Below are 23786 nucleotides of genomic sequence, written 5' to 3'. Positions count from 1 at the left end.
AGACAATTGTTAGCGGGCAAGGCGTTGCTAATACTTGAGCCTTACCGCGTGCATCCTTCGGGATGATGCGCGACTGGTTGAAATACGTTTTAACCTGATAAAAAGGCAAATAACAATGACAATCTCCTCTGTATTACGCACCAAAGATAAAATAGGTTATGGCCTGGGTGATATGGCCAGCGCGCTGGTCTGGCAAACGGCAACGTTATTTCTCGCTTATTTCTATACGGACGTATTCGGTTTGCCAGCGGCCATTATGGGCACCATGTTTTTAGTGGTGCGCGTGGTCGATGCGTTTGTCGACCCGTGCATTGGCGCGCTGGTGGATCGCACTCAGACGCGTCACGGTCGTTTTCGCCCCTGGCTGCTCTGGTTTGCCATTCCGTTTGGCGTGAGCTGCCTCATTACCTTCTACGTGCCGGATGCCGGGGCGACGGCGAAAATTGTCTATGCCTGCGTGACGTATGCCATCCTGAGCCTGATCTACTCCGCCATTAACGTGCCTTACTGCGCCATGCCCGGCGCGCTGACGCTCGACCCGCGCGAGCGCCACTCGCTGCAATCCTGGCGCTTTGGCCTGTCGTTTATCGGCGGGTTGATTGTGACGGTTATTGCGCTGCCGCTGGTCTCATTATTAGGTCAGGGTAATGTGCAGAAAGGCTATTTCTATGCCATGAGCCTGATGGGGCTGCTGGGGATTGTTTTATTCTTCTGCTGCTTCTTTATGACCCGGGAGCGCTACTCTCCGCGCAATGACACCTCCGGCTCGATGCTGACGGATTTAAAACTGCTGGCCGGCAACAGCCAGTGGCGAATTGTTTTTCTGTTTAATATTTTACTGTTAACCGCCGTCGTGACGCGCGGCTCGGCGACCATGTATTACGTTAACTATGTTCTGTTACGTCCCGATCTGGTCTTTGCCTTTATTGTTTCCGGTATGGTCGCATCCCTGAGCGGCGCATTATTATCAGAACGCCTGCTGGGGAAATTCGACCGCGTGCGTGCCTATCAGTGGACCATTATTTCCTTCGTTATTTTTGGCGCGCTGATTTTCTTCATTCCCCCTTCGCAGGTGTGGCTGATATTCGGTCTGAATATTGTGTTTAGTTTTATTCAGAACCTGACCACGCCGCTGCAATGGACCATGTTCTCAGACGTGGTGGACTACGAAGAGCACCGCAGCGGCCGCCGCCTGGACGGTCTGGTCTTCTCTACCGCCCTGTTTGCCATCAAGTTTGGGCTGGCGCTGGGTGGGGCAGTGGTCGGTTGGGTGCTTGGCATGGTGGATTACGCTCCCGGACAGGCAAACCAGGCCCCTCACGTACTCGCAACGATCAACGCGCTGTTCACCCTGATCCCCTGCGCGCTGTTCCTGTGCATGGTGGCGCTCCTTGCCATCTACAAACTCAACAGCCGGCTGGTGGACGCCATCGCCCGGGAGCTGGCCAGCAAACGCGATATTCGAAACGATGCGGGGCAGCTTAGCCCGGCAGCGCAATCCGCACTACAGGAGTAAACCATGACTGCGATCTACAGGGACGCGGGACGTCCCGTACACGAGCGTGTCGCCGATCTACTGGCGCGTATGACCCCCGAAGAGAAATTTGCCCAGATGCACGCGTACTGGCTGATCCTCGATGAAAACGGCAACCATCGCGAGCGCAGCGATCTGAGCGATGAATTCGCCGGTGTAAGCGAACAGGCGTCCCTCAGCGAAAGGCTGAAGCTGGGCGTCGGGCAGATCACCCGTCCGCTCGGTACGCACATTGTCGATGCGAAGACCGGCGTGCGTGCCGCCAACCGCCTGCAACGCCTGATGATGGAGGAGACCCGGCTCGGCATTCCGGCGCTGTTCCATGAGGAGTGTCTGGTCGGCTTGCTGTGTAAAGACGCCACGCTCTTCCCGTCGTCGCTGAACTACGGTTCCACCTGGGACCCGGCGCTGGTGCAGCGCGCGGCGGAGCAGATTGGCAAAGAGGCCCGCTCAGTCGGGTGCCAGCAGGGGCTGGCACCGGTGCTGGACGTCTCGCGAGACGTACGCTGGGGGCGTACGGAAGAGACCTTTGGCGAAGATCCGTGGCTGGTGGGGGTGATGGCCACGGCGTACGTGAAGGGGTTGCAGGGTGACAAGCGCGATCTGCTGGCGACCCTGAAGCATTACGTGGGCCACTCGTTCAGCGAAGGGGCGCGCAACCATGCTCCGGTCCATCTCGGCTTCAGCGAGCTAAACGATACTTTCCTGCTGCCGTTTGAGATGGCGGTCAAGCTGGCCAACGCCGGTTCGGTGATGCCAGCCTATCACGACATCGATAATCAGCCGGGCCACAGCGACCATTTCCTGCTCACCACCGTTTTGCGCGAGCAGTGGGGCTTCGACGGCATTATCGTGGCGGACTACGGCGGCGTCAGCCTGCTGCACCAGCACCACGGAATTTCTCACGATCCAGCGGAATCGGCTGCGCTGGCGTTTAACGCCGGGCTGGACGTGGAATTGCCGAAGGATGACTGCGCGCGCCACCTGGCGGAAGCGGTAGAGCGTGGGCTCATCTCCATGGCGAAGGTGGATGAGATTGTGGCGCGCGTGCTGGGTGAAAAGTTCCGCCTCGGGCTGTTTGAAAACCCGTACGTCAATGAAGACGGTATCGATTTGCAAAGCGAGGCGACCCGACAGGCGGCGCGCGAGGTAGCAACCACATCGATAACGCTGCTGGAAAATAACGGCATTTTGCCTCTCGGCGGCAAACCGCGTGTAGCGGTAGTCGGGCCGACGGCAGACGATCCGCTGGCGCTACTGAGCGGCTACAGCTTCCCGGTTCACCTGATCATCAGCGATATGGTTGAAGAGACCTCGCAGGTGACCACTTCGCGCGCGGCGCTGGAACAGTACCTTGGCGCATCGCAAATACGTTACGCGAAAGGGTGTCATATTATTGAAAAACGGATGGCGGGCGCGCCGGTTTTCCCGGGCGACAGCGGCGGTAAGCCGATGCAGCAGTCGCCGGTGTCACAACGCACGGATCTGATCCCCGACGCCGTGAGCGCTGCACAAGCGAGTGACGTAGTAGTGGCCTGCGTTGGCGACCTTGCCGGGCTATTCCAGAGCGGCACCGTGGGGGAAGGCTCGGATACCGATTCGCTGGATCTGCCGGGCGTGCAGCAACAGCTGCTGGACGCGCTGGTGGCAACCGGCAAGCCGGTGATTGTCGTCATGACGGGCGGGCGTCCTTATAACCTTCAGGGGCTGGAAGAGAAGGTGGCCGCGCTGATAATGGCCTGGGCGCCCGGGCAGGAAGGCGGTTGGGCAATTGCCGATGTGTTAATCGGCCGCGCCGAACCGCAGGGCAGGCTGGTGGTGAGCGTGCCGAAAAGCGCCGGGGCGATGCCGTACTACTACAATCACAAGCTGAAAAGCGGGGGCACGCCGTTTGCCTTCCATTTCGGCGCGCGTTACCCGTTTGGTTACGGGCTCGGCTGGACGCAATTTAGCTGGGGAGCGGCACGGCTGGCTGAAAGCCGCGTCCCGATCGCTGGAGAGGTGACATTCAGCATCGATATCACCAACGCCGGCGAGCGCAGCGGTAGTGAAGTGGTGCAGGTCTACGTGCGCGACAAGGTCGCGACGCAGGTTCGTCCGCTTCAGGAGCTGAAAGCGTTCCAGCGCGTTACGCTTGCACCGGGAGAAACCGCCACGCTGACCTTTACCCTGCCGGTGGAAATGTTCAATTTCACCCGCCGGGAAGGGAAGCGAATTGTCGAGCCAGGGGAGTTTGAGCTACAGGTTGGCGCTTCCTCGGCGGATATTCGCGAGGTTGTAACGGTGCAGGTGACCGGGGAGACGCGGGTGCTGGCGGGTGACTGGCAGATGCTCAGCCGCTGTGACATTACGCGGACGTAAAAAGGATAAAAAAAAGCCCATCGTGGGAGATGGGCAAAGACTACACACAGCAATTCGTTGTTTCACTCAGGGGATTTCCATGCTTATAAATCAAGGTGTTGATTTATAACCGTGTCTTAATAGTAGGCATGCCAGGATTTTGAGTCGATCGGATTCGTCTCAATAGTTAAAGGTAGGTAAAGATTTCTTGAAGAGAATGACGGTTTTAGGCTGGAAAAGGCGGGTCTGACCAGTGTGCAGAGAATAAATAGTTTAGCAACGTTTAAGTATTGCTGCGAAGAGTGTAGGCCGGGTAAGCGCTGGGGCTACCCGGCATAAAACCTTACTGCGCGTTCTTGTCTTCCAGCTCTTCTAGTTCCCTTAACATGACGTCCGGATCGGTTCCCGGCGGCGGCACTTCATGCACCCAGGCGGAGAAGAGACGCCAGGTTACCGCAAGCAGCACCGGACCGATGAACAGACCAATCATGCCGAAGGCAATCAACCCCCCGATCACCCCGGACAGGATCAGGATCAGCGGCAGGTCAGCGCCCATGCGAATGAGCAGCGGGCGAATCACGTTATCCATGGTGCCCACCACGCAGCTCCAGACCAGCAGCACCGTGCCCCAGGTCGTATCACCCGTCCAGTAAAGCCAGATAATGCAGGGGACCAGTACCAGCAACGGACCAAGCTGCGCCAGACAGGTCATCAGCATGACGACGGTGAAAATAGTGGCATAAGGGACGCCGGAGATCGCCAGCCCGATACCGCCAAGCACGGCCTGCACCAGCGCCGTCACCACCACGCCAAGCGCCACCGCGCGAACGGCCTGGGCTGCCAGCAGTACGGCCGCATCGCCGCGTTTCCCTGCCAGCCGGGTGGCGAAATGACGTACGCCCAGCGCAACCTGTTCGCCGCGCCAGTAGAGCAGGGCGCTGAAGAGCAGCATCAGCGCACAGTGCATCATAAAGCGGCCAACGTGGGCGGCCTGACCCACAAACCAGGTGGTGGTCGTGCCGATGTACGGACGCACTTTCGCCATCAGTGCGCTGCCGCCCATCTCCAGCAGGCTGTGCCAGCCGCTGTACAGTTTAGCGCCCACGACCGGAATGCTGTTCAGCCACGCGAGATCCGGCAGCGTCATGTCACCGCTGGTGACCGCGCGAATAACCGGGCCGCTGCTGTCTACCAGGCTATTCACCAGCAGTGCAATGGGAATAATAAACAGCAGGAACAGCAGCAGCGTCATCACCATTACGGCGAGGCCGCGACGACCAAACAGCAGTTTCTGCAAGCGTAAGAGTAAAGGCCAGGTGGCGACAACAACGGTAGCGGCCCAGGCAAAGCCGAGCACGAAAGGCCGAACAATCCACAGACACGCAATAATCATGAGGGCCAGGAACAGCACCGACAGTAAAATTTGCGCAACATCCCTGGGCTGGCGAAGGTTGACCATAAATAAAACTTTCCTTAAAAGAACGCCAGTCTGACTGGCGAGAACGTAAACCGCATCTCTTTAATCATTAATGATCTCAGCGATTTTTGACAGGCGAATTCTGCCTGTAATTCTGCTGAGCGTATAAGAAAAAAATGTGATAAAAAGTTGTGATACAACGCAAACGATTCCCACCACTCTCATTAGGGACGATAGTCATGATCCCACAGATTTCTCAGGCACCTGGCGTCGTTCAGCTGGTGCTTAATTTTTTGCAGGCACTGGAGCAACAGGGTTTTACAGGTGATACCGCCACCGATTATGCCGACAGGCTGACGATGGCGACCGATAACAGTATCTACCAGCTTCTTCCCGATGCCGTCGTTTTCCCGCGCTCTACCGCGGACGTGGCGCTTATCGCCCGCCTGGCATCGCAGGAGCGCTTCACCTCTCTGGTCTTTACCCCGCGCGGCGGCGGTACGGGCACCAACGGGCAGGCGCTGAACCAGGGCATCATCATTGATATGTCTCGCTATATGAACCGCATCATTGAGATCAACCCGGAAGAGGGGTGGGTGCGCGTGGAAGCGGGGGTGATCAAGGACCAGCTCAATCAGTTTTTAAAACCGTACGGCTATTTTTTTGCGCCAGAACTGTCCACCAGCAACCGCGCGACCCTTGGCGGGATGATCAATACCGATGCCTCCGGGCAGGGCTCGCTGGTCTACGGTAAAACCTCCGATCACGTGATGGGGGTGCGGGCGGTGCTGCTGGGGGGCGATATTCTCGACACCCAGCCGATGCCGGTCGAACTGGCCGAAACGCTGGCAAAGGAGAGCACCACCAGCGGACGGATTTATCGCACCGTGCTGGAGCGCTGTCGCGAAAATCGCGAACTGATCCTCGACAAATTCCCGAAGCTAAACCGCTTCCTGACGGGTTACGATCTGCGACATGTCTTCAACGACGACATGAGCCAGTTCGATCTTACCCGCGTACTGACCGGATCAGAAGGTACGCTGGCCTTTATCACCGAAGCGCGTCTGGATATCACCCCGCTGCCGAAGGTGCGCCGTCTGGTGAACGTCAAATACAACTCCTTTGACTCCGCGCTGCGTAATGCCCCGTTTATGGTGGAAGCGCGGGCGCTGTCGGTGGAAACCGTCGACTCTAAGGTGCTGAATCTGGCCCGGGAAGATATCGTCTGGCACTCGGTGAGCGAGCTGATTACCGACGTGCCGGATAAAGAGATGCTCGGCCTGAACATCGTTGAGTTTGCCGGGGACGACGCAGAGCTCATTGAGAGCCAGGTGAGCACACTCTGCCTGCGGCTGGACGAGCTGATTGCGCAGGGAAAGGGCGGCGTCATTGGCTGGCAGCTGTGTAACGATCTCTCCGGCATCGAGCGCATCTACGCGATGCGTAAAAAGGCGGTGGGGCTGCTCGGCAACGCAAAAGGGGCGGCGAAGCCAATTCCCTTTGCGGAAGATACCTGCGTGCCGCCGGAGCATCTGGCTGACTACATCGTTGAGTTTCGCGCGCTGCTCGACGGTCATGGCCTGAGCTATGGCATGTTCGGGCACGTTGACGCGGGCGTGCTGCACGTGCGCCCGGCGCTGGACATGTGCGATCCGCAGCAGGAGATCCTGATGAAGGAGATCTCCGACGAGGTTGTGGCCCTGACGGCCAAATACGGCGGTTTGCTGTGGGGCGAGCACGGCAAGGGGTTCCGCGCCGAGTACAGCCCGGCCTTTTTTGGCGAACAGCTCTACGCCGAGCTGCGTAAGGTGAAGGCCGCGTTCGATCCTGATAACCGCCTCAACCCGGGAAAAATCTGCCCGCCGGAGGGCGTAGATGCGCCGATGTTGCAGGTGGATGCCGTTAAGCGCGGCACCTATGATCGCCAAATTCCGATTGCGGTGCGCGCTTCCTGGCGCGGCGCGATGGAGTGTAACGGCAACGGGCTGTGCTTCAACTTCGATGTGAAAAGCCCGATGTGTCCGTCGATGAAAATTACCAGCAACCGCATCCACTCCCCGAAGGGACGCGCGACGCTGGTGCGAGAATGGCTGCGCCTGCTGGCCGATCGCGGCGTTGACCCGCTCAAGCTGGAGCAGGAGCTGCCGGAAAAACGCGCCAGCCTGCGCGGGCTTATCGAACGCACCCGCAACAGCTGGCATGCGAATAAAGGCGAATATGATTTCTCCCACGAGGTGAAGGAGGCGATGTCCGGCTGCCTGGCGTGCAAGGCGTGTTCAACCCAGTGCCCGATTAAAATCGACGTGCCGGAGTTCCGTTCACGCTTCCTCCAGCTGTACCACACGCGTTATCTGCGCCCAATGCGCGACCATCTGGTGGCGACGGTCGAGAGCTACGCGCCGCTGATGGCCCGTGCGCCAAAAACCTTTAACTTCTTTATCAACCAGCCGCTGGTGCGCAAGCTTTCCGAAAAACATATCGGGATGGTCGATCTGCCGCTGCTCTCTGTTCCCTCGTTGCAGCGTCGGCTGGTGGGGCACCGCTCGGCGAATATGACCCTGGAACAGCTGGAGGCACTTTCGCCGGAGCAGAAAGCGAAGACGGTGCTGGTGGTGCAGGATCCGTTTACCAGCTACTACGATGCGCAGGTGGTGGCGGATTTTGTGCGTCTGGCGGAGAAAATGGGCTACCAGCCGGTGGTGCTGCCGTTCTCGCCGAACGGTAAAGCGCAGCATATCAAAGGCTTCCTGACCCGCTTTGCGAAAACCGCGCAGAAAACTTCAGACTTCCTGAACCGCGTGGCGCAGCTCGGCATGCCGATGGTTGGCGTCGATCCGGCGCTGGTGCTCTGCTATCGCGACGAATATAAGCAGACGCTCGGCGATAAGCGCGGTGATTTTCAGGTCTTACTGGTCCATGAGTGGCTGCCTGCGGTGCTGAAGCAAACGGACGCTCAGGAGGCCAGTGGAGAATCCTGGTATCTGTTTGGGCACTGCACTGAAGTGACCGCGCTGCCGACGGCGCCTGCCCAGTGGGCGTCTATCTTCGCCCGCTTTGGTGCGAAGCTGGAAAGCGTCAACGTGGGCTGCTGCGGTATGGCTGGCACCTACGGTCATGAAGTCAAAAACCACGCCAATTCCCTCGGCATTTATGAGCTGTCGTGGCATCAGGCAATGCAGCGCCTGCCGCGCAACCGCTGTCTGGCAACGGGGTACTCCTGTCGCAGCCAGGTGAAGCGGGTGGAAGGTAACGGTGTGCGCCATCCATTGCAGGCTTTACTGGAGATTATGGGATGATCTGGAAACGTGCGGTCACGCTGGAGGCATTAAATGCCATGGGTGAAGGAAACATGGTCGGCTTACTGGATATCCAGTTCACGCGCATTGGCGATAACGAACTGGAGGCGACGATGCCGGTAGACAGCCGTACGCATCAGCCGTTTGGCCTGTTGCACGGCGGCGCGTCCGTCGTGCTGGCTGAAACGCTCGGCTCAGTCGCAGGCTACCTGTGCACGGAAGGGGAGCAGAAGGTGGTCGGGCTGGAGGTTAATGCCAACCACATCCGCGCCGTTCGCAGCGGGCGCGTGCGCGGCGTTTGCCGCGCGCTGCACGCCGGAGGCCGTCATCAGGTGTGGCAGATCGATATTCTGGACGAGCAGGCTCGCCTGTGCTGTTCGTCCAGGCTGACGACGGCCGTTGTGTAAAGTTTCCAGATGTCTTGTTTTTGGTCAAAAAATAGCCGTCCGGTTGTGATATACTGGTCACGTTTTGAACATAAGCGAGGACATCATGGATACTGAAATAACCCCAACACGACTGGCAATCGAATATTTACGTCGCGATAAAAGCAATCTGTCTCCAGCGCAGTACCTGAAGAAGCTGAAACAGCTTGAGCTGGAATTTACGGATTTGCTGGCGCTCTCTTCAAACGAGCTGAAAGAAGAGATCTACTTTGCCTGGCGGTTGGGCGTTCACGTCCATTAAGCAGTGAAGAAAAGGCCGCAAGCGCGGCCTTTTTTGTGCCCGAAACTCAGTATTTAGCCGGTAGTTTGTTAATTTTAATGAGCCGGCCTTCTTCCATTACGATAAACCCGCCCGTTTTCAGGTCAGCAAGTATCCGCATTACGCCGCTTCGGGAAAGCTGGGTTTTATCCCTGATATACTTTTCCGCCGTCACGCTGCACCGGTAGCTGTCATCTTCCTGCATGAGCAGCATGAGCTGCTGTCGAATCATCTCGTAGGCCGTTGGCGCGCCTTTCGGCATGACGTTGTGATAGAGGCGGTTATAGACAAACATAAGATGTTGAGAAAGCAGCCCCCACAGCGCCTTCTCTTTGATAATGTCAGCCACGCGGTCGGTTGTGAGCACACCGATCAGGCAAGGCGTCACCGTTCTGAGATAATCGTTAAAATAAATGTCCGACAGGTTAGCGAGGCCAAACAGGGCGGGACTGCGCGCCGTCGTAAGCATCATGTCGTCGCTTCTTCTGTAGATGGCGATCGTGCCCTCAAGAATTAAATAACACATGCTCTGCCCGTTAACCTGGAGATCGAGCTGCTCGCCAGACTCGGATTTGCGCATTGTGCAGTGCGGCTGTAAATGAGAAATGAGCTCCTGGGCGTAGGGAGAGCCGCGATGCGATGGTTTGTCAGAAAACATAGCGTTAACCTGGAAAGAGACTGTACTTACTATAGTGTCGCTCTTCTTTTCCACCTTCTCCAGAGATAAATACGGCCTCAGTACTTACGGGGTAAGTGATGGATCTCGATAAGCACGCCGCGCTCCATGGTGATGTATTTCCCCGTCCGCAACTCCGCCAGGATCCGCATAATACCGCTGCGTGAAAGGTAGGTGCGGCTTTTGATGTAGGCCGCGGCGGTTATGTTTTGTCTTATGGCTTCCGGCTCCTGCATCAGTTCTACCAGCTGAAAGCGGATGATGTCATAAGCCGACATTTGCGATATCTGGGCACAATGCTCGTAGACGCGCGATGCGGTATAGATCAGCAGGTTTGAGAAATGCTCCCATAAATTCTGCTGGGCAATAACATGATTGAAACACGCCAGCGAAACGCGAGCCACTTCTGAGGTTTCCAGTGCTCTGACGTACAGATGTTCAGAAGAAAACTGGCTGCTCACGCCGAGTATAAACGGCGCGGATTCAGAATTTAAAACAATGCCGTCACCACGGCGGTGCAAGGCCACGCTGCCGTGTAACAGTAAAAAACACAGACGGGTATCCCCTGAGTAATAATGGATAACTTCCCCTTTAGCCATAATGCATCTCTCCGCATGCGGCAGAACATTATCGATTATTTTTTCAATGTGCTTAAAAGGCTTAGCACCAAGTGCTGTTGACTTATCAATTTCTGACTCGGGTGCGAATCGGGTATTCATTTGAGACCTCACTCACTGATGCGGTTATTTTTTTCATCGGCATACAGAATTATCTTAAAAAACAGTAAGTCAGGGAACATTTGCGACGTGTCTAATTATAGACTTAACTATTTCCATGCGTTAATTAATTGAATTCCAAACTTTTTTAACTCAGGTCTAAAAGTAGACCACGGCCATTATTCTTAAGGTATTTCCAGATGAATATGTTTTGTATTTGTTAAAAGAGGGTCTACAGCTAGACCATGAAATTGATTGTGTGCATAAAAGGAATTGTATAAATTTTGTCTTGTCGGAAGGGGTTTTATTTCTGCAACTGAATTTCGGTAATAAATAAAGTAATACAGGACATAAAATTATGAATAAAAAATTGATGATTGCAATGTTAGCGGCAAGTTCAGCATTAACCATGACGAATGCATTCGCAGCGGCCGGTACCGTTAATTTTAACGGTAATATTCTGGATTCTGCCTGCGACGTCGATGTGGCATCTCAGAATCAGGTCGTGGTATTGGGCGATTATAATAAAACGGAATTTTCGGCAGCGGGTGACAGAACGGCTGCGACACAATTCAATATTATTTTGAAAAACTGCCCAGTATCGGTTACCAATGCCAGAGTCCGTTTTGACGGCACGCCGGATTCAATCAATACCAGACTGCTGGCGGTGGATACGTCAGTGGCAGGCGCGGCCACAGGGGTGGCGATTAACCTGATGACGGCAGATAAAGCCGACCTGCCTCTGCACGGCAGCAACGCCTATACCTACGCGCTCAGCAGTACGATGGATAATACACTTGAATTTTATGCGCAGTATATTTCAACGGCATCAGCGGTAACAGCTGGCCCTGCAAATTCTGTGGCTAATTTCTCCGTCGTCTACAACTGATTTTTTCTGACGGAAACCTTTGGGGGCCTGTCTGGTCGGCCCCTTTGTTATTGAGGAATAAAATGCATTTTCTGAGTAAAAGTTTCATTGCTTGCGTGTTTCTTTTTGTCGGTGTTTCAGAGGTAAATGCCGGCGTGATTATTGGAGGAACGCGTGTTATTTATGATGGCAATAAAAAAGAATCTTCTATCAGCGTCACTAACCCTGACTCATCGCCATATTTAATTCAGTCGTGGGTGGAATCGCAAAATGGAATTACTGAGAAAACGCCTTTTATTATTACACCGCCGTTATATCGCCTGGATAAAGGGCAGCAGAACGTGGAACGTATCGTATTAGCTGGTTCAGTTGCGCAGGATAAAGAGTCACTTTATTGGCTAAACATTAAATCTATTCCAGCGGCGTCGCGAAAAAATAACACTCTGCAAATAGCGGTGAAAACCCGCATTAAATTGATTTACCGTCCGGCTGCGCTGAAAGGTGTCATTCCTGAGGAACTGGCAGATAACTTAACCTGGCAGCGTAGCGGGAATCAGATCCAGGTAGTTAACCCAACGAAAGTCGTAATGAATTTCAATGAAATCAGCGTCAATGGTAAAAAACTTGAGGACGTAACCTATGTACTTCCAGGGGCAAGCGCGCGGTTTGATTTGCCGAAAGGGATTACCGGTGGGGCGGTAACTTTCAAAATTATAAACGATTACGGCGGTGTCGGAAAGGTACATAACGCCAACCTCTGACAGGCACCGAGACAGAGCACATTTATTTAGTCCGGATGGAGCAACGTTGTGAATATTATTAATAAGCAGGCGGTTTTATTTAAACTGGCGACCCTTGCTTGTTTAATCGCTACTGCGCTCACTCCAACTGCTTATGCAAATGAATATTTTAACCCGGAATTGATTGAACTTGATAATCCAGGCATGAAGGGTGCTGACCTCTCTGCGTTTGAGTCCGGTTCCCAGCTGCCCGGCACCTATCGGGTTGATGTTATTATCGGCGGGCAGAATGTCGATACGCGTGAGATCAAATTCGACGCGGTAAAAAATGCAGAAGGCGAGACGACTTTGCAACCCTGCCTGAGCGTGGCACAGCTGACAAGCTGGGGAATCAAAACCGGGCTATTCCCCGAACTGGCTTCGGGGGGGGATTGTGCGAATCTATCGGCGATCCCTCAGGCTTCCACCGAGCTCGTTTTCAGTGCACAGCAGCTGGTGATCAGTATTCCACAGGCGGCGCTGTCAGCGCAGGCACGCGGATACGTGCCGCCAGAAATGTGGGATGAAGGGATCACCGCGGCGCTGCTTAACTACAGCCTAAGCGGTTCGAATTACCGGGGACATGACAGCAACAGCAGTAACGCTAACAGCCTGTACGCCAACCTGCGTTCCGGAATTAACGTCGGTCCATGGCGGCTCCGCAACTATGCCACCTGGACCCGCGATAGTACCGGTAACGGAAAATGGGCTAATGTCTACATCTACGGTCAGCGGGCGATCATTCCACTAAAAGCGCAGCTCACTACCGGTGACAGTGCCTCTCAGGCTGACGTGTACGACAGTATTCCCTTCCGCGGCGTGCAACTTGCCTCTGACGACGACATGATGCCGGACTCATTAAAAGGTTACGCCCCAGTGGTGCGTGGTATTGCGCGTACCAACGCACAGGTGATCATTCGCCAAAATGGCTACCAGATTTACCAGAGCGACGTGGCTCCGGGGGCCTTCGAAGTTACTGACATCTATCCAACTGGAAGTGCGGGCGATCTCGATGTCACCGTAAAAGAGAGTGACGGCAGCGAGCAGCACTTTAGCGTGGCCTTTGCTTCCTTGCCCGTATTACAGCGAGAAGGGCGCTTTAAGTTTGCCATAACCGGAGGCCAGTACCGCTCGTATAACAACGACGCAGATAAATCCCTCTTCACTCAGTTAACTGGGATCTACGGCTTGCCGTATGGCCTGACCCTGTACGGCGGTTTCCAGGAGTCGAGTAAATATCATTCTCTGGCTGCCGGTATTGGTAAAAACCTGGGTGACATTGGTGCCTTGTCTGCGGATGTTACCCAGGCGTGGTCAACGCCACGGAACATGCAGAGAAACAGCGGGCAGTCCTGGCGTATTCGCTACAGCAAGAACTTTATTGAGACGGGAACCAGTTTCGCCATTGCAGGCTACCGTTATTCTACCAGCGGCTACTACGGCATGCAGGAAGTACTGGATTCCTATAGTGACAGTAGCGCATTACAGAATCGCCGTCGCAACCGCGCTGAGCTGACGATGAGCCAGAATATCGGTCAGAACCTGGGTGCGCTTACGTTAAGCGCCGTGCGTGAAGATTACTGGAATTCAGATAAAACCATTGCGTCTTATAGCGCTGGCTATAACAACGCCTGGCAGAGCGTGAACTACGGCATCACCTATACCTACAGTAAAAATGGCAGTACCGACAGCTATAGCCGTACGACCCGCTACGATAAGGATCAGCAGATCGCATTAAACGTAAGCATTCCATTAGAGGCTTTCTTACCGCGTACGTGGGTTAACTACAGCATAAACGCCAGCAAGGCCAACGGTACAACGCACAGTATTGGATTGAACGGCACGGCACTTGAGAACAATGCTTTTAGCTGGAATGTGCAGCAAGGCCATGGAAACAATGCCGTGGGTTATACCGGAAACGCCAGCGTTGATTTTAAAGGCACGTATGGTGAAGTCTATGCTGGTTACGGTTATGACAAAGGCAGCGATCGTCTGAACTATGGATTACAGGGTGGAATAATTGCCCACGCCGACGGGGTGACCTTCTCGCAACCATTGGGCGAGACCAATGTGCTGGTCAAAGCACCCGGGGCGGCAGGGGTGAGTATCCAGAATCAGAGCGGGGCAAAAACCGACTGGCGGGGTTACACAACGGTGAGCAACCTGACGCCGTACCGTAAGAACGACGTGGCGCTGATGACCGATACGCTTCCTGATAACGTGGAACTGGAACTGACCAATAAAACAGTGATACCGACCCGGGGTGCGGTGGTAAGAGTGGATTATGTAGCAAATGTGGGGATGCGGGTGTTGATGACGCTTCAACACCGCGGTGGACAGCCTGTACCGTTTGGCGCTATCGCTACTGCCAAAGGGAATAGCGAGAACAGCTTTATCGTTGGGGATAAAGGGCAGGTCTATTTGACTGGATTAAACCCAAACGGAACGTTGTTAGTTAAATGGGGTAGTGATGATTCAGAGCAATGTCGGGTTAACTATAGAATTAATGAACAAGATAAACTTACTACTATCCCTGTCGTTGCCTTTAATTGCAGTTGAGGAGTAATTATGTGCTATGAAAATAAACACAGGCTGCATTGGCAATTTATAATTATTTCACTGTTATGGTTATGTTCTGCACCTGCTGAAGCAGATTGTGTCTATCAGGGAGATGGTTTTGAACCCGCGCAACCGTTTAATATACAGCAGCCTGCGGTACACGTTCAACGTGATGCGCCAGTCGGAACCGTTATAAGTAGTTTTATCACAAATGGAACGGGTGATATTGATTATTGCATAGGGACAGGGTCGATTGTTTATGAAATGAGTATGTTCAGTACTCCTTCGACAATAACCAACTATTATAATACGAATGTTCCTGGTGTAGGGATAAGCCTGAGGTTTACGTCTACAAATTGGTACTTCCCAAAGGTTAGGCAGTATTCAGTAATATCGCCGACAAAAACGGTTGTTGCTCCGCTGGAAGTGACTTTAATTAAGACTGGCGACATTACTTCAGGAGTTATCGGCTCTGGAGTACTGGGTAAGGCCTATGGAGATGATAGAATACAATCATTAACGGTTAACTATACTGGTAATCAGGTTACCCAATTAGCGTGTTCCATCACAACCCCTAATTTAAGTTTTCCTTTAGGCGATATTTCAGCATCGAATTTTGGAAGTACAGTAGGTACTGTTCCATCAGGCGCTCAAAATACGCAGAATTTAGGCCTTGATTGCGATAAAAACGCTAATATAAACGTCATGTTACAAGGCGCGCAAAACCCTGACGTAGGTGCTACAAGCGTATTAGCTCTGACTGGCCAGGGGAATTCGGATGTGGCAAAAGGTGTCGGTGTACAATTATTATATAATGGGGCTCCGCTAGAGTTAAATAACCGAATTGTTCTGAAACAATCTGCTGGTGGTCAGGAAACCTTTCCAATAACCGCCCGTTATTATCAAACCCAGCCCACGGTGTCGACAGGTAAAGCCAACGCATCAGCAATCCTTGATTTAACGTACCAGTAATGGATATAACGATGAATACTCTGCGCACGGTAGCACTCGCCGCCACCTTAATCAGCTGTAAATTATTTGCGGCAGACAGTGTTAACGTCAGCGTTACCGGAAATATTGTTGCTTCCCCTTGTATCTTTAATGGAGGTAATAACAATCTGGATATTAACCTTGGTAATATTCAGGCATCCAATATGGCCACGCCGGGGTCTATCTCCGATCCCGTGCCTTTTAGCCTGCTGTTTACACAGTGTCCGCCAGGCACGAGCAGCGTTACGGTCTCCTTTACTGGAAACGCCGATCCCGTTGCTGGCGCGGATTACTATATGAACAGCGGCTCGGCGACCCGCGTGGCGATAGCCATGAGCGAGACTGAAACGGGTACGCTAAAGGGAACTGGCACCAGCATTACGCAAACTGTTGCCGCCGACAGAACCGCGACAATGGCTATGAAGGCTTGGGTGAAATCCGTGACGGGTGGCGCCACGCCGGGAAGCATCAGTGCAGTTGTGGTGATGACGATGCAGTACAACTGAACTCCGGTGATAAGCATTTATTAACGACGTGGGGATGAACGATGTTGAATATTCTGATTCAGGAAACGGATCTGTTTTTTCAGGCTGGGCTTCAGTACTTTTTCGAGAATTTTTTTAAGTATAACTTTCATCGCTCCATCACGTTTAATCTTGACCTCACCCATGAAAACGTCAGTCAGGCCGATATCATTGTGCTTTCATTATGTCAGGGTGAAACGCTGACCTGTTTTCCCGAGTTACTGGCCCGGCAAAAAGGGATTGTGATAGGCCTCGTCGAGGATGATCTGCGTTTTTCGGCATTACCCTCCTGCTTTCAGGACATCATTTTTCTGCCTCGCCGTGCATCGCTCGATCATATTAGCGGCGTACTGTTTATCGCGTGGTTCAGGACGCAATTACCGGGTTACACGTGGAATAAAAAGAGCTGTTTCGACTGCCAGCATAAGGGGTTATCCCGACAGCAGGTGCGTATTATGGTCAATTTCTACAGAGGGCTGTCGGTTGTGCAGACCGCTCACGCGCTGAATATGAGCGAGAAAACGGTTTTTACCCATAAGTATATGATGATGCAGAAATTTAATCTGCGTAGCGATTACGAGTTGATCGTCTTGCTGAGAAAGTTAATAGAGAAAAAGAGCCGGCCCAACCTGCTTCGGGACTACCTGGATAACAGTTATGCACAACCAGTAACCTGAAAGGGCAGCGGATAGCGCGCCTGGCACGCTATCCGTTTATGGGGGAAGGGGGAGGCCTTAAAGATCGTCCATGGTATAACCGACAACAATCTCCAGCGTCTTGCGGATCACATCCGCCTTGACGACGTCGTCGGTGGTTTCCAGCGTCTGGATCAGCCAGAGAATGATCGCTTTGTTGGTCAGATGACCTTCGGAAGCGAGAACACAACGAACCGCAGTCGAAAAAATGGCAGACTCTTCAGCAAAGCGATCGCCCGCATGACGGAAATACTCCGACAGCGCGCTATCTAAAAAGGCAGAGTGGTATTCGGGTTGAAGCTGAATATTTTGTCTCATTTGTTCTCACCGTAGCTGTGAAGTTGTAGTCAATGTATCTTCTTGGGACTGGAAGGTTTTCCATGACCAAATAACGGCACTACATTGTCTCGATTATTCTTAAGAGATCCCTCTCTCTGTGTTCGTCCTTGTGCGGTTCTGCGACCTGTAAAAGCGACCATGCCAGAGCTGATTTCAGCTATCACCGTCGCCAGTGTCTCCCGCCGCTGGGGATCCGTTTCACGTGCTTGCATGTTACGCAGATGCTGAACCAACCCCTCGGTCGTCACGGGAGCGCGCCCCTTCAAGAGTGAAAGCGCGGCTTCTCCAATAAGCTGGTCGATCAGGCTATCTGCATCACTGCCTTTCATAACATTAACGTTCGAAGAGCAGACCAAGAAGCAGGTGATAATGGCGTTCCTCTTCCGGGCCTTTAGCCTTTTCGAGGCGACTTAACAGTTTTGTGCAGAGCGATTTGCGATTCAGATTTCGCCCATCGCTAAGAATTTCAACAACAACCTGGCCCAGGGTTTCCTGCTGGGTTGGAAGCGCGGCTTTTTCGAAGTACTGCGCAATGGCGGTTGCTGAGTCTGCGACGTAACCTTTCTGCTGCATGTTTCGCTCCTGTAAAATTCTGTAATCAGTAACGTTACATTTAAGGTATACATAATTTTCAAATCTGTACATTTAAAATGTACAATTTTTTAAGAATTTTATACTATATTTTATAAAAATCTTATTTATCATATTGTTACGCATGTTAAATTTTATGCGGAATTTACAGAATATATTGTACAATCCGAAGCGGCGTCGCAGAGTTGTACAAGCCAGCAAATAGCGTAAAGACGCCGCGTAAATCGTTGAGATGTAAATTATTTGTTGGGCAATAAATGTGCTATAACAGAGTTCTCCCCACGCGTTTTCGTGGTCACCCCTTCAATCTCCAGGATTAGCATGCTCACAACCATTATTTACCGCAGTCATATCTGCGAGGACGTTCCAGTTAAAGCGCTGGAAGACATGGTCGATGCTGCAAATTGTAGAAATCGCCAGTTAGATGTAACGGGGATTTTGCTGTTTAACGGCACACACTTTTTTCAATTACTTGAAGGGCCCGCTGAGAACGTAAATGAGATCTATCAGCTCATCTGCCGCGACCCACGGCATCACAACGTGGTTGAATTATTGAGCGATCACGGTCCTTCCCGGCGCTTTGGCAACGCCGGGATGGAGCTTTTTGACCTTCGTCAGTACGACACGGACGAAGTGCTGCAACAGGTTCTCGATAAAGGCACCACCCGCTATCAGCTGACGTATAACGATCGCGCCCTGCAATTTTTCCGCACGTTCGTTGAAGCCACTGAAAAAGCGAACTATTTTGAGCTGCCTTCGGCAGATTCCTGGGAATTTGTCACCGAAAACACGCCGTTATCTTCGCAGCCGACGGTTGTGGCAAAGGGGGCTGACTGTAGTTTCGCATTTCAACCTATCGTCGATCCGTTTATGCAGCAGGTGGTCTCATGGGAAGCCCTGCTCCGCACGCCGTCCGGGGAGTCGCCGGAAGAGTATTTTGCTAACCAGCCGCGTGAGGCGCTGTACGAATCGGATTTAAAGAGCAAGCAGGTGGCTCTGTCGATGGCCTGCGCGCTGGGCCTGGGGAATCAAACGTTGTCCATCAATCTGCTGCCGATGACGCTGGTCAATGTTCCCGGTGCCGTCGATTTTTTACTTACGGCAATAGAGGCGAACGGTTTTGTGCCGGAGCAAATTGTGGTCGAGTTCACCGAGAGCGAGGCGATCTCGCGCTTTGAGGAGTTCACCAGCGCGGTCAGACAGCTCAAAAGCGCCGGCATTAGCGTGGCTATCGATCACTTTGGGGCCGGATTCGCCGGTCTGCAACTGCTGGCCCAGTTCCAGCCGGACAGAATTAAGATTAATCGTGATTTGATTGCCAACGTGCACAAAAGCGGCCCGCGTCAGGCTATCATTCAGGCGATCATCAAATGCTGCGCGTCCCTGGAAATTCTGTTCTGCGCAGTCGGCGTAGAGCTGGCCGAAGAGTGGATGTGGCTGGAATCTGCCGGGATTTCTCAGTTCCAGGGAAACCTGTTCGCCAGCCCGCGTCTGGGGGGCATTCCAGCGATTGCCTGGCCAGAGAAAAAGTACGATTTATAGAAATCCTGTACGTAACTCTTAAGAGTTACCTGTACGTTTGGCTAAATTTATACAACAATACATTAATGAGTGAGGGGTTCTCTGGGCATTCACTTGCCTCCGAACCCGGAGTTAGTTATACAAATATATTGTACAATCTGATAAGGTTGGTTTGGTTAGGTATGGAAGTATTGTGCGTGAGGGAGTTAATGGCCTATTACAGTATCGGCGAAGTGGCCGAACGATGCGGTATCAACCCCGTTACGCTGCGTGCCTGGCAGCGCCGTTATGGATTGTTGAAGCCGCAGCGCAGCGAAGGGGGTCATCGTCAGTTTGACGATGAAGATATCCTGCGTATCGAAGAGATCAAACGCCTGATGAAAACGGGTGTTTCGGTCGGCAAAGTAAAAGCGCTTCTTGAAAATACAGAAGTGATGACTCAGGGGAACTGGGCATCGTTTCAGGAAGAGATGTTAACCGTTCTGCGCTACGCCAATCCGGCAAAGCTGCGCGCCAAAATCGGTGAGTTCCGTCGCGATCATGCGATGGATGTTCTGATTGATAACATCATCACCCCTGTACGACAGCGAATGAACCAGGACCAGAATACGGTGCGCCATATGGCGAGCCTGCTTGATGGCGTCCTGATTGAGTTTGCCGTTACAAGCCTGGTGGAATCGCGCAAAAAAGCCGGTAAAGACGCGCTGCTGATAGGGTGGGAGTGCGACGACCGTACGCATTTGTGGCTGGAAGCGGCCCGTCTGGCCTACAAGGGCTGGCATATCGACGTGCTGGCCGAGCCGATTGATTCTCCGCGTCCGGAACTCTTCCCGGGGCAAAAAATTTTCGTCTGGACCGGTAAAGAGCCAACGCCTCGCCAGCAGCAACAGCTCGACCACTGGCGTGAACAGGGCTTTGCCGTCGCGTTCCATCACTGAAGTTAAGGGGTCCGACGGTAAACCACCAGCGCGGATTTTTTGCTTTCTGGCGATACGACAGGGGTATCCGCGAAGATGCATGGCATCAGTACCTCTGTCATATCGTCGGTTTACTCCATCGTCAGGTTGTCTGAAATATTCATGCTGGCCACGGATTCAACTTTCCACTCGCCATCTTCCTTGACCATGCAGTCAATCACGGTGTGATCCCGCTTTTTGCCGAATGAAATGTAGACCTGCATGCAGGCGGCATCGTAATCCAGCGCCCGCGCACTGACTACGCCCCAGTCATCTTCATATCCCTGAGCTTTAATGAACATATCGACGTCAGGCACGTCGTATTCATCTGGATCAAGCTTATCCATCGCTTTGAGTTTGCTGATGGTTTCGCGGGTGACATAGGGTCTTAGCGCGTCATAGTTTTTCTGAGGCTCTTTCCCGCTAATAATTTGCGAGATGTACCACTTATTAAACTGAAGGGCAGCGGATGCTTCAGGAGGTAACGTCTGTGCACCTGATACGAGAGTGGGCAGAAGCAGGCCCGCCAGAATTATTTTTTTCATATCAGTCATGTCTGTAAATTGCATACGCTGGCTTTACTTCCCGGTATTCTTTTCCCGGATACATTGTTCTCTGAACAAAATCAGAGTACCAGACGCCGTTCCCGCCATAGATGCATGCGTGGCCATAGGGATGGTGGGCTGTGGGCTGGATCACCGCCACATCACCCTCAACAGGCTCACCGTAAACCTGGTGGAAGCCCGCCAGAATTAAATTGCTTTTCATATCCTTAGCATAATGCGTGTTCTGTAGATTAGCACCGCCGGCGCGAATGGCTTTTGAAACGAATTCTGCGCATCTTTTCTGGCTATGCTGGCCAGCATGCTGACGAGCATATCCTGCGGCTTTATGGGCGCTCGACATAATGTAATCCCTTACTGATTAATAGGTTAATAAGGGAAACATTACGCCGAAAAGTGACGAGTTTATGTAATTAATCGTGATCGGAGTTTAACCACTATCAGTTTGATAAATAATGATTAATTTATCCATTAAACATCTTTATGCCCGGTACGTACGAACATTTTTTATTCCCGCTATTGTCTTTCGCTATGATGAATTAAGCGGCTGATTTTTTAATAATCGACTGCATTCATGAAAATAAAAAATCTATCTCAAAAATAGGTATTTTCAATGCAATTTTTATCATTGCCCCACGCTTTACCGTCTTTCCTCTGAAATGCATTATTTATCAATGTATTGAACAAATATCACCATCCCATCCGCATCCCGTCACAGGGTCTATGCTTAAAGAAAGTAGCCAAAAAGGGCGGTTTAGCCCAAAGCCCCTGCTGTCAGGGGGTTGAAGTGATAATCGTTATCACTAACATGGTGTTATGCCCTGGTGGCTTATCAGATGAGGTGGACCTATGGAATTGCATTCAGAAACCTTCAATCCGGCCGATTTTGCCTGGCGTGGCTTAACGCTTACGCCCGCGGCGGCGGCGCACATTCATGAGCTGGTGGCTAAAAATCCCGACATCCTCGGCGTACGTTTAGGCGTTAAGCAGACGGGCTGCGCGGGCTTTGGCTACGTGCTGGACACCGTTACCGAACCTGAAAAGGATGACCTGGTCTTTGAAACCGACGGCGCTAAGCTCTACGTCGCGCTACAGGCTATGCCGTTTATCGATGGAACCGAAGTCGACTACGTTCGTGAAGGTTTAAACCAGTTATTCAAATTTCATAACCCGAAAGCCCAGAACGAATGTGGCTGCGGCGAAAGCTTTGGGGTATAGGCGGCACTATGTCTCGTAATACTGAAGCAACGAGTGATGTAAACACCTGGAGCGGCGGAAACCTCAACTACAAAGAGGGGTTCTTCACGCAGCTGCAAACCGATGAGCTGGCGAAAGGCATCAGTGAAGATGTCGTGCGCGCCATTTCGGCCAAACGTAACGAGCCTGAATGGATGCTGGCGTTTCGCCTGAGCGCGTTTCGTGCGTGGCAGGAGATGGAAGAGCCCCACTGGCTGAAAGCGCACTACGATAAGCTGAACTATCAGGATTACAGCTACTACTCCGCGCCGTCCTGCGGCAGCTGTGATGACACCTGTGCCTCGCAGCCCGGCGCGGTACAGCAAACCGGTGCAGAGAACAGCTTCCTGAGCAAAGAGGTGGAAGAGGCGTTCAATCAGCTCGGCGTGCCCGTGCGCGAGGGTAAAGAGGTGGCGGTAGACGCCATTTTTGACTCCGTCTCGGTGGCGACCACCTACCGTGAAAAGCTGGCGGAGCAGGGAATTATTTTCTGCTCCTTTGGTGAAGCCATTCACGATCACCCTGAGCTGGTGAAAAAATACATCGGCACCGTGGTACCCAGTAACGATAACTTTTTTGCGGCACTGAATGCGGCGGTGGCGTCAGACGGCACCTTTATCTACGTGCCGAAAGGCGTACGCTGCCCGATGGAGCTCTCGACCTATTTCCGCATCAACGCAGAAAAAACCGGGCAGTTTGAACGCACCATTCTGGTGGCGGATGAGGGCAGCTACGTCAGCTATATCGAAGGCTGTTCCGCGCCGGTGCGCGACAGCTACCAGCTGCACGCGGCGGTGGTTGAGGTGATCATCCACAAAGACGCGGAAGTGAAATACTCCACGGTGCAGAACTGGTTCCCGGGCGACGGCAATACCGGCGGTATTCTGAACTTCGTCACCAAGCGCGCGCTGTGCGAAGGCGAAAACAGCAAAATGTCCTGGACGCAGTCAGAAACCGGCTCCGCCATTACCTGGAAATACCCGAGCTGCATCCTGCGCGGGGATAACTCCATCGGGGAATTTTACTCCGTGGCGCTGACCAGCGGTCATCAGCAGGCCGATACCGGCACCAAGATGATCCACATCGGTAAAAACACCAAATCGACCATCATCTCGAAAGGGATCTCCGCCGGACACAGCCAGAACAGCTATCGCGGGCTGGTGAAAATCATGCCGACGGCCACCAACGCGCGTAACTTCACCCAGTGCGATTCCATGCTGATTGGCGCCGACTGCGGGGCACATACCTTCCCGTACGTCGAGTGCCGCAATAACAGCGCCCAGCTGGAGCACGAGGCGACCACGTCACGCATCGGTGAAGATCAGCTTTTCTACTGCCTGCAACGCGGGATCAGTGAAGAAGATGCGATTTCAATGATTGTTAACGGCTTCTGTAAGGACGTGTTCTCCGAACTGCCGCTGGAATTTGCCGTTGAAGCCCAGAAACTCCTCGCCATTAGTCTTGAACACAGCGTCGGTTAA

Annotated in this window: 23 protein-coding genes and 1 other RNA gene; 15 read left to right on the top strand and 9 right to left on the bottom strand. The window is 52.9% G+C overall.

All coding sequences use genetic code 11. From position 1 onward, the window contains the following. Positions 1-115: 115 nt before the first annotated feature. Both N5C09_RS07265 and N5C09_RS07260 read left to right on the top strand, forming a co-directional pair. Positions 116-1516, top strand: a complete 1401-nt coding sequence (locus N5C09_RS07265) for an MFS transporter (protein ID WP_112792895.1) — start codon at positions 116-118, stop codon at positions 1514-1516. 3 nt (positions 1517-1519) lie between these two features. After that, on the top strand, positions 1520-3895 hold the full coding sequence (locus N5C09_RS07260; protein WP_279748743.1) for a glycoside hydrolase family 3 N-terminal domain-containing protein: 2376 nt from the start codon (positions 1520-1522) through the stop codon (positions 3893-3895). 5 nt (positions 3896-3900) lie between these two features. Here N5C09_RS07260 and rprA read toward each other — a convergent pair. Both rprA and ydiK read right to left on the bottom strand, forming a co-directional pair. After that, an RNA gene (gene rprA, locus N5C09_RS07255) (antisense sRNA RprA) lies at positions 3901-4008 on the bottom strand. 209 nt (positions 4009-4217) lie between these two features. Beyond that, positions 4218-5333 (bottom strand): AI-2E family transporter YdiK, encoded by a 1116-nt coding sequence (gene ydiK / locus N5C09_RS07250; protein WP_063866486.1) that lies wholly within the window; start codon positions 5331-5333, stop codon positions 4218-4220. A 197-nt stretch (positions 5334-5530) separates the two neighbouring features. Here ydiK and N5C09_RS07245 point away from each other — a divergent pair, with 197 nt between their 5' ends. The 3 genes from N5C09_RS07245 (at position 5531) to N5C09_RS07235 (ending at position 9274) form a co-directional block, all read left to right on the top strand. Continuing rightward, the gene (locus tag N5C09_RS07245) at positions 5531-8587 is read left to right on the top strand and encodes an FAD-binding and (Fe-S)-binding domain-containing protein (protein WP_279748742.1); all 3057 of its coding nucleotides are present in this window, start codon (positions 5531-5533) and stop codon (positions 8585-8587) included. After that, entirely contained in the window at positions 8584-8994 is a 411-nt protein-coding gene (gene menI, locus N5C09_RS07240; protein WP_279748741.1) for a 1,4-dihydroxy-2-naphthoyl-CoA hydrolase, read from the top strand. Before N5C09_RS07245 ends, menI begins: the two co-directional genes overlap by 4 nt. 85 nt (positions 8995-9079) lie before the next feature. Continuing rightward, entirely contained in the window at positions 9080-9274 is a 195-nt protein-coding gene (locus tag N5C09_RS07235) for a YdiH family protein (RefSeq protein WP_063448958.1), read from the top strand. 46 nt (positions 9275-9320) lie between these two features. Here N5C09_RS07235 and N5C09_RS07230 read toward each other — a convergent pair whose 3' ends face one another. Both N5C09_RS07230 and N5C09_RS07225 read right to left on the bottom strand, forming a co-directional pair. After that, positions 9321-9950, bottom strand: coding sequence for a helix-turn-helix domain-containing protein (locus N5C09_RS07230; protein ID WP_279748740.1), 630 nt, complete (start codon positions 9948-9950; stop codon positions 9321-9323). Between the two features lie 77 nt (positions 9951-10027). Beyond that, positions 10028-10687 (bottom strand): winged helix-turn-helix transcriptional regulator, encoded by a 660-nt coding sequence (locus N5C09_RS07225; protein ID WP_193035673.1) that lies wholly within the window; start codon positions 10685-10687, stop codon positions 10028-10030. A gap of 355 nt (positions 10688-11042) precedes the next feature. Between N5C09_RS07225 and N5C09_RS07220 the strand changes: the two genes are divergently transcribed. The 6 genes from N5C09_RS07220 to N5C09_RS07195 all read left to right on the top strand — a co-directional run bounded on the left by N5C09_RS07220 (position 11043) and on the right by N5C09_RS07195 (position 17081). After that, positions 11043-11573 carry a fimbrial protein gene (locus N5C09_RS07220; protein WP_279748739.1) on the top strand — a complete coding sequence of 177 codons (531 nt, stop codon included), beginning with the start codon at positions 11043-11045 and terminating at the stop codon, positions 11571-11573. A gap of 62 nt (positions 11574-11635) precedes the next feature. Then, positions 11636-12313, top strand: coding sequence for a molecular chaperone (locus N5C09_RS07215; protein WP_279748738.1), 678 nt, complete (start codon positions 11636-11638; stop codon positions 12311-12313). A gap of 48 nt (positions 12314-12361) precedes the next feature. Beyond that, positions 12362-14890 carry a fimbrial biogenesis outer membrane usher protein gene (locus N5C09_RS07210; RefSeq protein WP_279748737.1) on the top strand — a complete coding sequence of 843 codons (2529 nt, stop codon included), beginning with the start codon at positions 12362-12364 and terminating at the stop codon, positions 14888-14890. 9 nt (positions 14891-14899) lie between these two features. Next, positions 14900-15862, top strand: coding sequence for a fimbrial protein (locus N5C09_RS07205; protein WP_279748736.1), 963 nt, complete (start codon positions 14900-14902; stop codon positions 15860-15862). Between the two features lie 11 nt (positions 15863-15873). Continuing rightward, positions 15874-16386, top strand: a complete 513-nt coding sequence (locus tag N5C09_RS07200) for a fimbrial protein (RefSeq protein WP_279748735.1) — start codon at positions 15874-15876, stop codon at positions 16384-16386. Positions 16387-16427: 41 nt separating this feature from the next. Then, complete coding sequence (locus tag N5C09_RS07195) at positions 16428-17081, top strand: LuxR C-terminal-related transcriptional regulator (protein WP_279748734.1); 654 nt, start codon at positions 16428-16430, stop codon at positions 17079-17081. 57 nt (positions 17082-17138) lie between these two features. Here the strand turns inward: N5C09_RS07195 and N5C09_RS07190 are convergent, their stop codons facing one another. Genes N5C09_RS07190 through ycgZ form a run of 3 tightly spaced genes read right to left on the bottom strand, consistent with a single transcriptional unit; the run spans position 17139 to position 18011 of the window. Next, positions 17139-17417, bottom strand: a complete 279-nt coding sequence (locus N5C09_RS07190; protein WP_022647868.1) for a biofilm/acid-resistance regulator YmgB/AriR — start codon at positions 17415-17417, stop codon at positions 17139-17141. Positions 17418-17446: 29 nt separating this feature from the next. Continuing rightward, the gene (locus tag N5C09_RS07185; RefSeq protein ID WP_279748733.1) at positions 17447-17767 is read right to left on the bottom strand and encodes a hypothetical protein; all 321 of its coding nucleotides are present in this window, start codon (positions 17765-17767) and stop codon (positions 17447-17449) included. Positions 17768-17771: 4 nt separating this feature from the next. Continuing rightward, positions 17772-18011, bottom strand: a complete 240-nt coding sequence (ycgZ, locus tag N5C09_RS07180; protein WP_063448954.1) for a regulatory protein YcgZ — start codon at positions 18009-18011, stop codon at positions 17772-17774. 339 nt (positions 18012-18350) lie between these two features. Here ycgZ and N5C09_RS07175 point away from each other — a divergent pair, with 339 nt between their 5' ends. Continuing rightward, complete coding sequence (locus N5C09_RS07175; RefSeq protein ID WP_279748732.1) at positions 18351-19571, top strand: diguanylate phosphodiesterase; 1221 nt, start codon at positions 18351-18353, stop codon at positions 19569-19571. A 188-nt stretch (positions 19572-19759) separates the two neighbouring features. Further along, positions 19760-20488, top strand: coding sequence for a MerR family transcriptional regulator (locus tag N5C09_RS07170; RefSeq protein ID WP_063867053.1), 729 nt, complete (start codon positions 19760-19762; stop codon positions 20486-20488). 110 nt (positions 20489-20598) lie between these two features. Here the strand turns inward: N5C09_RS07170 and N5C09_RS07165 are convergent, their stop codons facing one another. Then, positions 20599-21051: a DUF3828 domain-containing protein gene (locus N5C09_RS07165; protein WP_279748871.1), complete on the bottom strand. Its 453-nt coding sequence runs from the start codon at positions 21049-21051 to the stop codon at positions 20599-20601. Position 21052: 1 nt separating this feature from the next. Continuing rightward, on the bottom strand, positions 21053-21412 hold the full coding sequence (locus N5C09_RS07160) for a CHAP domain-containing protein (RefSeq protein WP_279748731.1): 360 nt from the start codon (positions 21410-21412) through the stop codon (positions 21053-21055). Between the two features lie 506 nt (positions 21413-21918). On the opposite strand from N5C09_RS07160, the gene sufA reads away from it, so the two are divergent. Further along, a complete protein-coding gene (sufA, locus tag N5C09_RS07155) occupies positions 21919-22287 on the top strand; it encodes a Fe-S cluster assembly scaffold SufA (RefSeq protein ID WP_003857741.1) in 369 nt (122 codons plus the stop codon). 8 nt (positions 22288-22295) lie between these two features. Then, positions 22296-23786: a Fe-S cluster assembly protein SufB gene (gene sufB / locus N5C09_RS07150; RefSeq protein WP_063448951.1), complete on the top strand. Its 1491-nt coding sequence runs from the start codon at positions 22296-22298 to the stop codon at positions 23784-23786.

Source organism: Enterobacter sp. GD03975 (genome assembly GCF_029838645.1).
Taxonomy (GTDB): Bacteria; Pseudomonadota; Gammaproteobacteria; order Enterobacterales; family Enterobacteriaceae; genus Enterobacter; species Enterobacter quasihormaechei.
Note: the sequence above shows the minus strand (reverse complement) of the source record. Positions and strands in the feature narration are given on the sequence as shown.

Excerpts from the sequence above, each read along its gene's own strand:
- ydiK (WP_063866486.1), bottom strand. The coding sequence starts at position 5,333 with ATGGTCAACCTTCGCCAGCCCAGGGATGTTGCGCAAATTTTACTGTCG.
- N5C09_RS07230 (WP_279748740.1), bottom strand. The coding sequence starts at position 9,950 with ATGTTTTCTGACAAACCATCGCATCGCGGCTCTCCCTACGCCCAGGAG.
- N5C09_RS07185 (WP_279748733.1), bottom strand. The coding sequence starts at position 17,767 with ATGAAAGGCAGTGATGCAGATAGCCTGATCGACCAGCTTATTGGAGAA.
- N5C09_RS07225 (WP_193035673.1), bottom strand. The coding sequence starts at position 10,687 with ATGAATACCCGATTCGCACCCGAGTCAGAAATTGATAAGTCAACAGCA.
- N5C09_RS07195 (WP_279748734.1), top strand. The coding sequence starts at position 16,428 with ATGTTGAATATTCTGATTCAGGAAACGGATCTGTTTTTTCAGGCTGGG.
- N5C09_RS07245 (WP_279748742.1), top strand. The coding sequence starts at position 5,531 with ATGATCCCACAGATTTCTCAGGCACCTGGCGTCGTTCAGCTGGTGCTT.
- N5C09_RS07265 (WP_112792895.1), top strand. The coding sequence starts at position 116 with ATGACAATCTCCTCTGTATTACGCACCAAAGATAAAATAGGTTATGGC.
- N5C09_RS07175 (WP_279748732.1), top strand. The coding sequence starts at position 18,351 with ATGCTCACAACCATTATTTACCGCAGTCATATCTGCGAGGACGTTCCA.
- N5C09_RS07165 (WP_279748871.1), bottom strand. The coding sequence starts at position 21,051 with ATGAAAAAAATAATTCTGGCGGGCCTGCTTCTGCCCACTCTCGTATCA.
- N5C09_RS07190 (WP_022647868.1), bottom strand. The coding sequence starts at position 17,417 with ATGAGACAAAATATTCAGCTTCAACCCGAATACCACTCTGCCTTTTTA.
- N5C09_RS07160 (WP_279748731.1), bottom strand. The coding sequence starts at position 21,412 with ATGTCGAGCGCCCATAAAGCCGCAGGATATGCTCGTCAGCATGCTGGC.
- N5C09_RS07200 (WP_279748735.1), top strand. The coding sequence starts at position 15,874 with ATGAATACTCTGCGCACGGTAGCACTCGCCGCCACCTTAATCAGCTGT.
- N5C09_RS07235 (WP_063448958.1), top strand. The coding sequence starts at position 9,080 with ATGGATACTGAAATAACCCCAACACGACTGGCAATCGAATATTTACGT.
- N5C09_RS07220 (WP_279748739.1), top strand. The coding sequence starts at position 11,043 with ATGAATAAAAAATTGATGATTGCAATGTTAGCGGCAAGTTCAGCATTA.
- N5C09_RS07260 (WP_279748743.1), top strand. The coding sequence starts at position 1,520 with ATGACTGCGATCTACAGGGACGCGGGACGTCCCGTACACGAGCGTGTC.
- sufB (WP_063448951.1), top strand. The coding sequence starts at position 22,296 with ATGTCTCGTAATACTGAAGCAACGAGTGATGTAAACACCTGGAGCGGC.
- sufA (WP_003857741.1), top strand. The coding sequence starts at position 21,919 with ATGGAATTGCATTCAGAAACCTTCAATCCGGCCGATTTTGCCTGGCGT.
- N5C09_RS07170 (WP_063867053.1), top strand. The coding sequence starts at position 19,760 with ATGGCCTATTACAGTATCGGCGAAGTGGCCGAACGATGCGGTATCAAC.
- N5C09_RS07215 (WP_279748738.1), top strand. The coding sequence starts at position 11,636 with ATGCATTTTCTGAGTAAAAGTTTCATTGCTTGCGTGTTTCTTTTTGTC.
- N5C09_RS07205 (WP_279748736.1), top strand. The coding sequence starts at position 14,900 with ATGTGCTATGAAAATAAACACAGGCTGCATTGGCAATTTATAATTATT.
- ycgZ (WP_063448954.1), bottom strand. The coding sequence starts at position 18,011 with ATGCAGCAGAAAGGTTACGTCGCAGACTCAGCAACCGCCATTGCGCAG.
- menI (WP_279748741.1), top strand. The coding sequence starts at position 8,584 with ATGATCTGGAAACGTGCGGTCACGCTGGAGGCATTAAATGCCATGGGT.